General features: G+C 69.3%; 12 protein-coding genes and 1 tRNA gene. 6 read left to right on the top strand and 7 right to left on the bottom strand.

Annotation, left to right across the window (positions count from 1 at the left end; genetic code table 11):
- Positions 1–86 precede the first annotated feature (86 nt).
- Positions 87–176: transfer RNA gene (locus ASG96_RS01190), tRNA-Ser, on the bottom strand.
- 159 nt (positions 177–335) lie between these two features.
- Between ASG96_RS01190 and ASG96_RS01185 the strand changes: the two genes are divergently transcribed.
- The gene (locus tag ASG96_RS01185) at positions 336–1,697 is read left to right on the top strand and encodes an RNA polymerase sigma factor (RefSeq protein WP_057586088.1); all 1,362 of its coding nucleotides are present in this window, start codon (positions 336–338) and stop codon (positions 1,695–1,697) included.
- Positions 1,698–1,730: 33 nt separating this feature from the next.
- On the opposite strand, the gene ASG96_RS01180 is transcribed toward ASG96_RS01185, so the two are convergent.
- Positions 1,731–2,237, bottom strand: a complete 507-nt coding sequence (locus ASG96_RS01180; protein ID WP_057586086.1) for a nucleoside deaminase — start codon at positions 2,235–2,237, stop codon at positions 1,731–1,733.
- A 17-nt stretch (positions 2,238–2,254) separates the two neighbouring features.
- Between ASG96_RS01180 and upp the strand changes: the two genes are divergently transcribed.
- The gene (gene upp, locus ASG96_RS01175; protein ID WP_056756223.1) at positions 2,255–2,893 is read left to right on the top strand and encodes a uracil phosphoribosyltransferase; all 639 of its coding nucleotides are present in this window, start codon (positions 2,255–2,257) and stop codon (positions 2,891–2,893) included.
- Between the two features lie 31 nt (positions 2,894–2,924).
- On the opposite strand, the gene ASG96_RS01170 is transcribed toward upp, so the two are convergent.
- On the bottom strand, positions 2,925–3,914 hold the full coding sequence (locus ASG96_RS01170) for a small ribosomal subunit Rsm22 family protein (protein WP_235509015.1): 990 nt from the start codon (positions 3,912–3,914) through the stop codon (positions 2,925–2,927).
- Between the two features lie 188 nt (positions 3,915–4,102).
- Between ASG96_RS01170 and ASG96_RS23715 the strand changes: the two genes are divergently transcribed.
- The 3 genes from ASG96_RS23715 (at position 4,103) to ASG96_RS01160 (ending at position 6,768) form a co-directional block, all read left to right on the top strand.
- Complete coding sequence (locus ASG96_RS23715; RefSeq protein ID WP_200958604.1) at positions 4,103–4,273, top strand: hypothetical protein; 171 nt, start codon at positions 4,103–4,105, stop codon at positions 4,271–4,273.
- Between the two features lie 18 nt (positions 4,274–4,291).
- Entirely contained in the window at positions 4,292–5,092 is an 801-nt protein-coding gene (locus tag ASG96_RS01165) for a PH domain-containing protein (RefSeq protein WP_057586084.1), read from the top strand.
- Between the two features lie 176 nt (positions 5,093–5,268).
- Complete coding sequence (locus ASG96_RS01160) at positions 5,269–6,768, top strand: APC family permease (RefSeq protein WP_057586081.1); 1,500 nt, start codon at positions 5,269–5,271, stop codon at positions 6,766–6,768.
- 70 nt (positions 6,769–6,838) lie between these two features.
- Here ASG96_RS01160 and ASG96_RS01155 read toward each other — a convergent pair whose 3' ends face one another.
- The 4 genes from ASG96_RS01155 to ASG96_RS01140 all read right to left on the bottom strand — a co-directional run bounded on the left by ASG96_RS01155 (position 6,839) and on the right by ASG96_RS01140 (position 11,741).
- Positions 6,839–7,510: a helix-turn-helix domain-containing protein gene (locus tag ASG96_RS01155; RefSeq protein WP_057586079.1), complete on the bottom strand. Its 672-nt coding sequence runs from the start codon at positions 7,508–7,510 to the stop codon at positions 6,839–6,841.
- 196 nt (positions 7,511–7,706) lie between these two features.
- Positions 7,707–9,095, bottom strand: coding sequence for a Re/Si-specific NAD(P)(+) transhydrogenase subunit beta (pntB, locus tag ASG96_RS01150; RefSeq protein ID WP_057586076.1), 1,389 nt, complete (start codon positions 9,093–9,095; stop codon positions 7,707–7,709).
- 6 nt (positions 9,096–9,101) lie between these two features.
- A complete protein-coding gene (locus ASG96_RS01145; RefSeq protein ID WP_057586072.1) occupies positions 9,102–10,667 on the bottom strand; it encodes a Re/Si-specific NAD(P)(+) transhydrogenase subunit alpha in 1,566 nt (521 codons plus the stop codon).
- A gap of 150 nt (positions 10,668–10,817) precedes the next feature.
- A complete protein-coding gene (locus ASG96_RS01140; protein WP_056756204.1) occupies positions 10,818–11,741 on the bottom strand; it encodes an AraC family transcriptional regulator in 924 nt (307 codons plus the stop codon).
- Between the two features lie 336 nt (positions 11,742–12,077).
- On the opposite strand from ASG96_RS01140, the gene ASG96_RS01135 reads away from it, so the two are divergent.
- Positions 12,078–13,442: an ABC transporter substrate-binding protein gene (locus ASG96_RS01135; RefSeq protein WP_057586069.1), complete on the top strand. Its 1,365-nt coding sequence runs from the start codon at positions 12,078–12,080 to the stop codon at positions 13,440–13,442.
- Positions 13,443–13,563: the final 121 nt, after the last annotated feature.

Here is a 13,563-nt window from a genome sequence, read left to right as displayed (position 1 = left end):
GACCGCTCGCTCCTCCCAAATCCCGCGTGCTTCCGGTAGAACGACGAAGGACCCGACGGTGAAGCACGTCGGGTCCTTCGTCGTTCTGGCGGTGGCGGTGGGATTTGAACCCACGGTGGAGTTACCCCCACACACGCTTTCGAGGCGTGCTCCTTAGGCCGCTCGGACACGCCACCGAGAGGAGACCTTACCCGAGCCTCCGGCCCTCCAAGAAATCGACCAGTGGCGTCCCCGAGCAGCCCGGACATCGCCAATCCCCCACGCGAGACCCCGCCGACGGGTCACGATCAGAGGGCCACGGAAATCACGACGGAGACCGCAGAAGGCTGGAAACCATGGCTGACGCCTCGCCACTGATGCCGAGCCCGGCGCCGGTCGCCGTGCAGGAGGCCTTCGACCGGTACCACGCGGAGCTCGTCGGCGAGCTCACCGCGATCTGCGGGAGCGCGGGGGCCGCCGAGGCCGCGGTCGACGAGGCCTTCCGCCGGGCCGCCGCACTGCCCGACTTCGCCGAGATCGGGCGCCCGCTCGACTGGCTGCGCGTGACCGCCCGCAACCAGGTCGTGCGGCGTTCCTTCCGCCGCGACGACCTCGACGGCAGTCGGGGTCTCCCGGCCGCGGCAAGCTTCGAGCGGCCCTCGCTCTCGGGCAGCCTGAGCCGGGCCGCGCGCGCGCACCGACGGCACATGGCGCGCCGAGTGGGCCTGGGCGCGGCCGGCACCGTGCTTGCCGTGGTCGCCCTGTTCGCCGCCACGTCCGTCTCACCGTGGGCGCCGACGAGCGCGCTACCGACGACCTCCCCCACCCCGTCGCGGGTCCGCAGCTCACCGCCCCTCATCCCGACCCACGCCATCCCGTCACCCTCGACGTCGGCACCGGAGCCATGGCCGCCCGTGACCCCTCAAGCGGTCGTCGGCCACCCCGACGCCCGGCAGGCTTATGTGGTGACATCACCACAGGTCGCGTCCCGGCGAGCGATCGTCTGGCAACGGTGCCGCCCCGGTTCCGGCAGCTCCCCCACGTGTGACCAGGAGAACGCAGCGCTGGCCGTCGAGGTGGTGGACGGCAAGGGCCACCGCCTGACCCACCTGCTGCAGAGCGAGCAGGTCGTGAGGCCAGCCTTCGCCGGCAACTTCGCCATCATCGCCGCGTGGGCCGGCGACGACTACGCCTTGATCTCACCGACCATGAAGGAACCACAGCCGTTCGAGGTCAAGACCGGTGCTCGACCCCGACCGGGGCAGCAGTTCAGCACCTGCGCCTCGGGGCCCTGCCTCGTCGACCTCCACGGGACGGTGCACGCACTCGATCTCCCGGGCGACGTCCAGTGGGACTCGAACACGACCAAGGGCTGGGTGGGCACTCAGCACCTCGACAACTCCAGCGGGTCCGCGCGCGTGTTCATCCAGCAGGACGACGAGACGTTCGCCACCGTCGACGTCACGGTCAAGTCCCCGAGCGAGGACGGTGCCCTTCCGTACGCCGCGAACGGGCAGGACGGGTCGGTCGCGGTCTGGTTCTCGAGCCAGTCGGGCTTCGCCCAAGTTGCCGTCTCGACCGACCGGGGACGCTCGTGGACGATTCACTGGGCCAACCCGGCTGACGGCTGGAGCGCCTCGTCGTACACCTCGCTGCCGGTCGCCGGTCCACCCGGCATGACCGTGACGGCGCTCAAGAAGCGGCCACCGGGACGCTGACGACACGCGGCCGCTCTACGAGCACCGCTGGTCTCAGTCGCCGAGCCTCCGGCCCTCGAAGAAGTCGACCAGCAGGGCCGCCGACTCCTCCGCCCGCACCCCACCGACGACGTCCACGATGTGCGTCGCGAGGGGGTCCCGCGTCAGGTCCCAGACCGATCCGCACGCCCCCGCCTTCGGGTCCCAGGCGCCGAACACGACCCGTTCGACCCGCGCCGCCATCGCCGCACCCGCGCACATGACGCACGGTTCGAGCGTGACCACGAGCGTGCAGCCGTCCAGCCGCCACGAACCCACCGCCTGCGCGGCCTCCCGCAGCGCGACCACCTCGGCGTGCCCCGTCGGGTCGCCGCGCTCCTCGCGCACGTTGCGCCCGCGGCCGACCACGTCACCCTCGGGGTCGACGACGAGCGCCCCGACGGGCACGTCCTGCGAGCCCACGGTCGCCGCCGCGAGGTCGAGCGCCTGGCCGACCCACGCGGCATACGTTTCCGGTGTCGGGACGGAGCTCTTGCCGGGGGTCTCGGATCTCTTCGCCACGCGCTAAGTTTCCACCCATGGACGTCCATGTCGCAGACCACCCGCTCATCGCCCACAAGCTGACCTACCTGCGCGACAAGCGGACCGACAGTCCCACCTTCCGGCGCCTCGCCGAGGAGCTCGTCACGCTGCTCGCCTACGAGGCGACGCGCGACGTCCGCGTCGAGCCGTTCGAGATCGAGACACCGGTCGCGCCGACGACCGGCATCAAGCTCTCCAACCCCAAGCCGATCATCGTCCCGATCCTGCGGGCCGGCCTCGGCATGCTCGACGGCATGGTCAAGCTGCTCCCCAGCGCCGAGGTCGGCTTCCTCGGGATGATCCGCAACGAGGAGACGCTCGAGGTCTCGACCTACGCGAACCGCCTGCCCGACGACCTCAACGGCCGACAGGTGTTCATCCTCGACCCGATGCTCGCCACCGGTGGCACGCTCGTCATGGCGATCGACTACCTCACCGCCAAGGGCGCCCGCGACATCACGGCCGTCTGCCTGCTCGCCGCTCCCGAAGGCATCAAGCACCTCGAGGACGAGCTCGCCGACTCCGACATCCCCGTCAAGGTCGTCCTCGGCACCATCGACGAGAAGCTCAACGAGAAGGGCTACATCGTCCCCGGTCTCGGTGACGCCGGCGACCGCCTCTACGGCGTCGTCTGAGCCCACCCCACCGATGGCGTATGCCGCCGGGTCAGGGCAGCGCGTCGCCCCAGTCGGCGTCGCGCGCCCCCCGGTAGCGCTCCCCCGCCTTCTTCGAGACCACCTCGCGGCCCGCGGTCCCGTCGGGCCGGCACACCTGGAACTCGACGAACCCCTTGCGCTTCAAGGGATGTCGGAGGATGCGACCCGAACTCACCTCTGCGGTAAGGGTGTCGAGGACCCCTGGTGCGGCAGCTGCGACCCATGAGAACTTCTCGTCCTCATAGGACAGCTCCCCTCCCTTGAGGCGACGGTGCTCGGCGGAGCGGCTCACGCGTGCCGCGAAGTGGCACCAGTCGCCTCGGGCGAGAGGGCAGTCCGCGGAGTGTGGGCACGGTCCCAGCAGGGTCCAGCCGGCTCGGAGCAGGACCGACCGGACGCGGAGCACGCGGGCGTAACCGTCCGGCGTCCCAGGCTCGGCGACCACGACGGCACGGCCCCGACGCATCGCATCGGCGACGAGGGCGTCCTGCTGCGCCTCGTCGAGCTCGCTGAGCACGTAGGACACCGTCACGAGGTCGGCGTCGAGCTCAGGCCAGGAGCCGGCGACGGCGCGCCGGAACGTCGCGCTCGCGAGCGCGGGCGACGACGCGTCGGCGACGAGCTCGCGCCCGAGGTCCAGCGCGTCCTCGACCTGGTCGAGCACCGTGATCGTCTCGAGCGACTCGAAGGCGCCTGCCGCCGCCCATGCCGCCGCGCCGGTGCCCCCTCCGAGGTCGAGCATCGAGCGCGGCTCCAGACCCCGACCTGCGACGTCGACGAGGACCCTCGACAGGGCGGCGTGCGTCGCCGGCATCCGGTAGGCGGCATAGGCCGCCACGTGCACCCGCGACGCGAGGATCGGCGCCGAGGCGGGCGCCACGGACCGGTAGCGCGACACGAGGGCCGCGGTCGCGCGGGTCAGGTCACGCTCGTCGATCCCGCGCACGGCGCGGGTCAGCGCGGTGCGCAGCTCGGCGGCATACGCTGGCGTTCGCGACACGCGAGGAGGATAGCGGCGCGGCCGGACCCACCGGACCGACCGGACCGACCGGACCCACCGGACCCACCGGACCGACACGCGGACGCTGGTGACGCACCCCACCAGCCACGTACGGCACACTGGTCCCACCCCTGTGCCGTGGGGCTGTCAGGCAGCCCCAGCACCTTCCCTCCAAGGAGCGACACACCATGGGCCCCAAGGCCAAGAAGATCATCCTGATCATCGTGCTCGCGTTCTTCGCCTACGCCGTGTTCACGTCCCCCGACAAGGCTGCCGACATCGTCACCAACATCTGGGGTGTCCTCGTCGACGGCTTCAACGCGATCCTCGAGTTCTTCGGGTCCCTGCTCAACCGATGATGCGAGCACACTGAGCTCATGGCGTTCATGCGGAGCACGGAGGTACCGGCGGGACTGGCGCCGATCCTGCTCCCGGGCGAGAAGCTGGTCACCGCCGTGCGGGCCCACTGGGGCAAGCTCGCCGAGCCCGTGGCCACGACCCTGCTCGGTCTCATCGCGGCGGTGTGGGTCGACTCCAACGTCACCAAGGCCACGCAGGCCCTCGGCACGATCTTCTGGTGGCTCTTCTTCGCCCTGCTCGCCCGGCTCCTCTGGTGCCTGCTCGACTGGAGCCACAACTGGTTCGTGGCCACCGACAAGCGGCTGCTGCTGCGCTACGGCCTCATCTCGCACAAGGTCGCGATGATGCCGCTGCTCAAGGTCACCGACATGAGCTACGTCCGCTCCATCCCGGGCCAGTTCCTCGGCTACGGCAAGTTCGTCCTCGAGAGCGCCGGCCAGGACCAGGCCCTGCGCGAGGTCAAGTGGGTGCCCAACCCCGACCAGACCTACCGCGACATCTGCGCCGAGATCTTCCACATCGTGCCGCCCCCGGGCGATGAGGACTTCGAGGAGCTCGACGGCGAGTTCCCCGACGACACAGGGCAACCCGGCGGACCGACGCCCCCCGCCAGCCCGATCGCTCCCAGCGGTGGCTCGGCGTACCCCGATGTCCACCGCACCCACAACCCGATCCAGGACCGCCTCGACTCCTACTCCCGGGCGGTCCCGATCCAGCGGCCGTCCGACCGGTCCGAGACGGTCTACGAGAGCGACGACCTCAAGCGCCGCCGCCGCGGGGCCGACACCGGCCCGATCTGGCCGCGCTCCGACGACTGACCGGTCCTCCGGGGTCCCGGCTCCGGGTGACACAGATGTGGGCCGGGCGGGTACCACTGGGTAGCCGCGGCCTCCCCGCGCCGCGCGGCCCACGACGCCCGGGCAGGACTCGCAGGCGGTCGCGCTCACCGCTAGTTTGTGATGATCCGCCCGTCACCGACCGCTCGGAGGACAGCATGAGCGTGTTCCGCACCAAGTCGGTCGAGGCCTCGATGGCCTCGTCCGAAGAGGCCGACCACAAGCTGAAGAGGACACTCAGCGCCCTTGACCTCACGGTCTTCGGCATCGGTGTCATCATCGGCGCCGGCATCTTCACGCTGACCGGCAGAGCCGCCAAGGACTACGCCGGTCCGTCCATCGCACTGTCGTTCGTCATCGGTGCGATCGTCTGCGGTCTGGCAGCTCTCTGCTACGCCGAGTTCGCGTCGACGGTCCCCGTCTCCGGGTCGGCCTACACGTTCTCCTACGCGACGCTGGGCGAGCTCATCGCGTGGATCATCGGCTGGGACCTGCTGCTCGAGCTCATGCTCGGCGCGAGCGTGGTCGCCCAGGGGTGGTCACAGTACTTCGTCACCTTCCTGGAGCAGCTGGGAGTGACCTGGCCGGAATCGGTCGGGCCGGGGTCGCACTTCGACCTGCCGGCGTTCCTGCTCATCGCCGGCCTGACGCTGCTCATCGCCTGGGGCATCAAGGAGTCGCTGCGCGTCAACCTCGTGCTCGTCGGCGTCAAGCTCTTCATCGTGCTCTTCGTCATCTTCGCGGGCATCCAGTTCATCAACCGCGACAACTGGTCGCCGTTCATCCCGCCGTCCCAGCCGGGCAAGGCCGCAGAGGGCCTGACGACGCCGCTGCTCCAGGTCATCACCGGCATGACTCCCGCGACGTACGGCGTCATGGGCATCATGGCCGGCGCCGCCATCGTCTTCTTCGCCTACATCGGCTTCGACGTCGTCGCGACGACGGCCGAAGAGGCCAAGAACCCGCAGCGTGACCTGCCCCGTGGCATCCTCGGCTCGCTCGCCATCTGCACCCTGCTCTACGTGGCCGTCACGCTCGTCATCACCGGCATGCAGAACTACAAGGACATCGACCCCGATGCGGCGCTCGCCACGGCGTTCAAGTCCGTGGGCAAGGAGGGCTACGCCACGCTCATCTCGGCCGGCGCCGTCGCCGGCCTCACCACAGTGGTCATGACCCTCATCATCGGCGCGACGCGCGTCACGTTCGCGATGAGCCGTGACCGCCTGATCCCGGCCGGACTGGGCCGGACCAACCCGCGCACGAGCACCCCGGTCAGGCTCACGCTCATCATCGGCACGGTCGTCGCCCTCATCGCCTCGTTGACCCCCATCGGCAAGCTCGAGGAGATGGTCAACATCGGCACCCTGACGGCGTTCATGCTCGTCTCGCTCGCCGTCCCGATCCTGCGCAAGCGGCGTCCCGACCTCAAGCGTTCGTTCAAGGTGCCGGGCAACCCGGTCGTGCCGTGGCTGTCCGCGGCCGCCTGCTTCTACCTCGTGCTCAACCTCTCGGTCGAGACGTGGATCCGGTTCGTCATCTGGATGCTGCTGGGCTTCCTCATCTACTTCCTCTACTCCCGCCAGCACAGCAAGCTGGCGACGGGCGAGGAGGAAGAAGGCAGCCGAGAAGCCCCCGAGGTCCTCAGCGAACGCTGACCGGGCGGCACGTACGCCTGCACAGCCCGCTCGTGACGTCACGGGCGGGCTGTCGGCTGTCCGCTGTGGCCTAGTCCGGGTCCGTCGGGCGCACCGATCGGAGGCTCGACCGGTGGTCCGGCTCGCACTGGCACGGGCAGTTGGTCAGGCACGCGCGTTCGAAGCAGCCGTCGAAGCACGAGCACTCGGGCTGGGGGTCGGCAGCTCGACGGGCCTCCGCCCTCGCCACGCCCTTCCAGTACGCCGCCTGTCGGCTCTCGCGCAGCCCGCTGACCGTCGGATGGTCGGCGGGGATTCCCAACCGGACGCGTCGACGGGCCCGAGACGGGCGCTGCTGGTACCAGCCCAACGGCTCCGGTGCACCGCGCCGAGGGTGGACGCGGTCGGCTGGCGCATCCTGTGGTGGCCTGGCGTCGAGATGCCCGGGAAAACGCCGATCGGCATGGTCTCGCAGGACATCGACCGGGAACGGCGCGATCTCACGTCCCTCGCGATCCAGGACCGCGAGACGGAGACCGGCTCTCGCGAGAATGACCGAGAGCGTGCCCGTGTCGACCCGGGCTGCCCCTGACTCGAGCCGGCCGACGGTCGCCCTCGACACGCCGATCGAGTCGGCCAGCTCGCGCTGGCTGAGATCAGCGAGGCGACGTGCCCGCACGATGTAGCGCGCTCCGTCGAAGACCTCGTCCAGGTCACCGCCACCGATGTCGGCGCCGGGAGTCTCTCGCTGCGTGTCGCCCATCGACCCCACCTCCAATATCCGGCGATGCTGACAGTGACCGGTGACAGTGGGCGACTCGGAAGCTGCTCCCGAAAACGGAGCAGGATCCGATACGCAACGTCCCGGACCAATCCCCGCGCGACTCGGAAGCTGCTCCCGAAAACGGAGCAGGATCCGATGGTCGCGGGGATCGGGGTCGCGCAGAGCTCGGCGTTGGTCAGAGGGCCTTGATGATGTCCTCGACGCGTTCCTTGGCGTCGCCGAAGAGCATGGCCGAGTTGTCGCGGAAGAAGAGCGGGTTCTGGACGCCAGCGTAGCCGGCGTTCATCGAGCGCTTGAAGACGACGACGTCCTTGGCGTTCCACACCTGCAGGACCGGCATGCCGGCGATCGGCGACGTCGGGTCCTCTGCGGCCGCCGGGTTGACGGTGTCGTTGGCGCCGATGACGAGCACCACGTCCGTGGCGGGGAAGTCGTCATTGACCTCGTCCATCTCGAGGACGATGTCGTAGGGTACGCGAGCCTCCGCGAGGAGCACGTTCATGTGGCCGGGGAGGCGGCCGGCCACCGGGTGGATGCCGAACCGGACGTCCACGCCGCGCTCCCGGAGCTTGGCCGTCAGCTCGGCGACGGGGTACTGCGCCTGTGCGACCGCCATGCCGTAGCCGGGCGTGATGACGACCGACGACGCGTTCTTGAGCAGGTCGGCGACCTCTGATGCGTTCGTCTCGCGGTGGTCGCCGTAGTCGACGTCCGAGTCGAAGACCGCGCCGTCGGAGCCGAACCCCCCGGCGATGACCGAGACGAACGACCGGTTCATGGCCTTGCACATGATGTACGAGAGGTAGGCACCCGACGAGCCGACGAGCGCGCCGGTGACGATGAGCAGGTCGTTGCCGAGCATGAAGCCCGCCGCGGCAGCCGCCCAACCCGAGTAGCTGTTGAGCATCGACACGACGACGGGCATGTCACCGCCGCCGATCGAGGCGACGAGGTGCCAGCCGAAGGCGAGCGCGATAGCGGTCATGACGAGCAGCGGCACGATCGAGTGCGCCGCCACGAACCACACGAGCAGGCCCGCGGAGACGACGAGCGCAGCGAGGTTGAGCCAGTGGCGCGCCGGCAGCATCAGCGGCTTGCTCGAGATGCGGGCCGACAGCTTGAGGAACGCCACGATCGACCCGGTGAAGGTCACGGCTCCGATGAAGACGCCGAGGAAGATCTCGACGAGGTGGACCGCCTCGCCCTCGACGCCGACGAGATCGGACGTGGCGACGAACGTGTTGATGCCGACGAGCACCGCCGCCGCGCCGACGAAGGAGTGGAGCATCGCGATGAGCTCCGGCATCCCGGTCATCTCGACCTTGCGGGCCCGGGCGATGCCGATCGCGGAACCGATGACCATCGCCACACCGATGAGCAGCCAGGCCGACCACGCGGCATCGCGCAGGGAGAGCCAGAGCGTGGCGACGAGGGCGATGCCCATGCCGACCATGCCGAGGACGTTGCCGTCGCGGGCGGTCTCGTGCTTCGACAGCCCGGCGAGCGACATGATGAAGAGCAGCGCCGCGACGATGTATGCCGCCTGGATGAGTGCGATGTCCATGTGCGGTCAGCCCTTCCGGAACATCGTCAGCATGCGGCGGGTCACGGTGAAGCCACCGAAGATGTTGATGCTCGCCAGGAGCGCGGCCACGAAGCCGAGCACCATGATGACCACGCCCTTGGTGCCGCCGATCGACCCGGCCGCACCGAGCTGGAGCAGGGCGCCGACGACGATGATGCCGCTGATCGCGTTGGTGACCGACATCAGCGGCGTGTGCAGCGCGTGGTGGACGTTGCCGATGACGTAGTAGCCGATGACCACGGCGAGCGCGAACACCGTGAAGTGCCCGAGGAAGCTCGGTGGCGAGACGGCCGCCACCGCGGCGAACACGCCCGCGCCGATCACCATCGCGGCATACCTTCGTCGTGGATCCTTCGGTGGCTCAGGCTCTTTGACGACCTTGGTGCCGACCGCCGTCTGCGCGACGGGAGCCGCGCTCACCGGGATGGCGGGCGGGGGCCAGAGCAGCTCGCCGTCACGCGCCACGGTCATGTTGCGCTGCACGACGTCGTCGAAGTCGAGGACGAGCTGGCCGTCCTTGCCCGGCGTCAGCAGCTTCATGAGGTTGACGAGGTTCGTGCCGTAGAGCTGCGACGCCTGCGTGGGCAGCCGGGCCGCGAGATCGGTGTAGCCGATGATCGTGACGCCGTGGTCGGTGACGACGAGCTCGTCGGCCACGGAGCCCTCGACGTTGCCGCCGTTGGCCGCCGCCATGTCGACGATGACCGAGCCCGGCTTCATCGAGGCGACCATCTCGCCGGTGATGAGTCGCGGCGCGGGGCGTCCGGGGATGAGCGCGGTCGTGACGATGATGTCGACGTCAGGAGCCTGGGCGGCATACAGCTCGGCGGCCCGCCGGTTGTACTCCTCGCCCATCTCCTTGGCGTAGCCGTCGCTCGACGCAGCGGCGGCATCGACCTCGGGCAGCTGCACGGCCAGGAAGTCGGCGCCCATCGACTCGACCTGCTCGGCCACCTCGGCCCGGGCATCGGTCGCGCGGACGATGGCCCCGAGCGAGCGGGCCGTGCCGATCGCGGCGAGGCCGGCCACGCCGGCCCCGGCGACGAGCACCTTCGCCGGCGGCACCTTGCCGGCCGCCGTGACTTGGCCGGTGAAGAAGGAACCGAACTCGTGGGCAGCCTCGACGACGGCGCGGTAGCCGGCGATGTTGGCCATCGACGACAGGACGTCGAGCGACTGGGCCCGGCTGATGCGCGGGACGGCGTCCATCGCCATCGCGGTGACACCCGCGGCACGCAACTTCTCGACGAGGTCGGGGCTGATCGCCGGCGCCAGGAGCGAGACGAGGACGGTGCCGGGGCGGAGCCGCGCGATGTCCTCGTCGGAGGGCGCGTTGACCTGGTGGACGATCGGCGAGCCCCACGCGTCCTCGGCGGTGACGACACGAGCCCCCGCGGCGGCATACGCCTCGTCGGAGAAGCTGGCCCGCTCCCCCGCACCGCTCTCGACGGCGACGTCGTAGCCGAGCCCGATCAGCTGCTCGACGGTCTTGGGCGTCGCGGCGACGCGCGTCTCGCGGGCGCGGGTCTCACGGGGGACACCGATCTGCACGCTGGGCTCCTTCGCACGGAGGGGTGTGGGCACTGGTTCACGAACCTAGGGCACGACCCGCGGGTAGCGGCGGCTCTGCCGGGCACGTCACACAAATGACGCGCGACCGGACCCGAACGTCTCTGATCGTGGGCAACGGGTGGGTGGCGGTCAGTGCGACGGCGCCCGTCGACCCAGGCTGAAGAGCTCGGGAGGCGGCTTCTGGTCGGACTCGAGCCGGCGGTAGGCGGTCGGCGTCGTCCCCACCTCGGCGAGGAACTGACGGTTGAAGTTCGCCATGTTGTGGTAGCCGCTCATCTCGGCGACCTGGGCCACGGAGTGCTCGGTCGTGTCGAGCAGGCGACGGGCGTAGGCGATCCGCAGCTTCTTGACCATGCTCGAGAAGGTCATGCCCGTGGCGGTCTTGAAGTACTTCGAGAACGTCGGCTCGGACATGTATGCCAGCCGTGCAGCGGTCGACAGGCGGATGTCGCCCGTCAGGTTGTCGAAGATGTAGCTGAGCCCGGCCTCGCCGGCGTCGCGTGACGCGGCGTCGGTGGGACGCCCCATCCACTCGCTCGCCACGAGCTCGTACTCGTCGGTCTGGGCGTGGGCGAAGAGAGCGAGGAGCTTGAAGAGGTGGCCGAGCTGCTCGACCCCCTGGCTGTGGACGCACGCGATGATCGTCTCGGCCGCGCGCCAGGCAGTCGCCCCCGAGAAGACGATGCCCCGGGTCGAGCGCGCGAGCACCTCGGAGACCTCGGCGAGCTCGGGCAGGTGCTCCATGGCCGCCCGGATCCACTCGTCACTGAACTGGATGACGGCGTCACGGTCGACCGCCACCTGCCCCTCGGCGAGGTCGCTGACCCAGTCGTGCGGGAGGTTGGGCCCGATCAGGCTGACGTGGCCCGGCGCGAACGTGCCGATGTGGTCGCCCGCGATGAAGCTGCCACGCGTCTTGGTGATGAGGTGGATCTCGTACTCGGGATGCGACCCCCAACCGCAGATCTCGCTCGGGAAGTCATGGGTGAGGACGCGCACGGAGGCCTGCGGGTGGTGCGGGATGTACTCGCGCCGCACCGGCTGCCCCAGCATGAGGCTGGACGGTACCGAGCGCGCCGACTCGTGGTCGGGCGTGCGTGGCTCGCCATCGGAAGACTGGCCGGATCGATACGAAATCTTCGTCTCCTTTGCCGCGCGGGACCTCATCGTCACCAGTTCATGCGGGGCGGTGCCCGAAATGTCTTTGCCGACACCATCCCCTGCGCAAAATCGTATCAACGACAGAGGGCTGATGGTGCTTGTTGGTCCGGCTCCGGGCTCAATACCGTTCCGGCAAGTTCCCGTCAAGAGAACCAAGCGGAGATCACACCGCGAGGGCCGGTCGAACCGGGCCGACGGAACGAGATATGCCTACCAAAGGAGTTGGGAATGCTTGCGAACAAGCGCATGCTCGCGCTGGGGACGGGAGCGGTCGCGGTCGCCATGACGGTGACTGCCTGCTCCTCCGGGGCGGTGCAGTCCGGCAGCGGCTCGACCGGCGCCGCCGGCGGGGCCGTCACCCTCAAGGTGGCCACCGTGAACAACGGCCAGATGAAGGACATGGAGAAGCTCAAGACCGAGTACGAGTCGGCGAACCCCGGCGTCACGGTCAACTTCCAGGTCATGGAGGAGGGCGACCTCCGTGCGGCGGTGACCGCCGACGTCGCGAGCGGGGCCGGGCAGTACGACATCGTCACCATCGGCGCCTACGAGACTCCCCAGTGGGGCGCCAACGGGTGGCTCGTCGACCTCACCCCCGAGCTGCAGTCCGACGCGTCGTACGACGTCAACGACCTGCTCCCTCCGGTGCGCGACGTCAACACCTTCGACAACAAGCTCTTCGCCGTCCCGTTCTACGGCGAGTCCTCGATCCTCATGTACAACAAGGAGGTCCTGGACAAGGCCGGCGTCACGATCTCGCAGAACCCCACGTGGCAGGAGGTCGCGGCCGCGGCCAAGAAGGTCAACACCGCCGACATGGCCGGCATCTGCATGCGCGGCAAGCCCGGCTGGGGTGACCTCTTCGCTCCGCTCACCACGGTCGTGCAGACCTTCGGGGGCAACTGGTACGACAGCAGCTGGAAGGCCACCGTCAACACCCCGGAGTGGAAGGAAGCCGTCACCTTCTACAAGACGATGCTCGACGAGTCCGGCGAGAAGGACCCCGTCTCCTACAGCTTCAACGAGTGCCTCACCGCGCTCAAGGAGGGCAAGGCCGCGATGTGGGCCGACGCCTCCGTCGCCGCCTCGATGCTCGAGGCAGCCGACTCGCCCGTGAAGGGCAAGATGGGCTACGCCCACATGCCGGTCGACAAGACGAAGGAGTCCGGCTGGCTCTGGAGCTGGAACCTGGCCATCCCGACCTCGACCAAGCAGAAGGACGCGGCGGTCAAGTTCGTCAAGTGGGCCACGAGCAAGGAGTACATCAAGCTCGTCGGCACGAAGATCGGCTGGTCCAACGTCCCGCCGGGCTCGCGCACCTCGACCTACGAGCTGCCCGAGTACAAGGACGCCGCCAAGGCGTACGCGCCGATCACCCTCGACGTCATGAGCTCGGTCAACCCGAAGCAGCCGGGCGTGAACCCGCAGCCCTGGGTCGGCATCCAGTACGTCTCGATCCCCGAATTCCAGGACGTCGGCAACCAGTGCGCCCAGCTCGTCGCGGACTACCTGGCCAACCGCGGCACGATCGACGACGCGCTCGGCAAGTGCCAGACCATCGCCCAGACGGCCGGGGACAAGCACAAGAAGTGACGCCCCGATGAAGCCCCGATGACAGGTGGTGCCGGGTCCGGCACACCCCGGACCCGGCACCACCCACCTTCTCCACCCTGCAGTCGCACCAGTCGCACCAGTCGCACGAGGGAGTGCCGAC

The organism is Terrabacter sp. Soil810 (assembly GCF_001429645.1).
Taxonomy (GTDB): domain Bacteria; phylum Actinomycetota; class Actinomycetes; order Actinomycetales; family Dermatophilaceae; genus Terrabacter.
The sequence above is the reverse complement of the archived record's forward strand: the minus strand, read 5'-3'. Positions and strand labels throughout refer to the sequence as shown.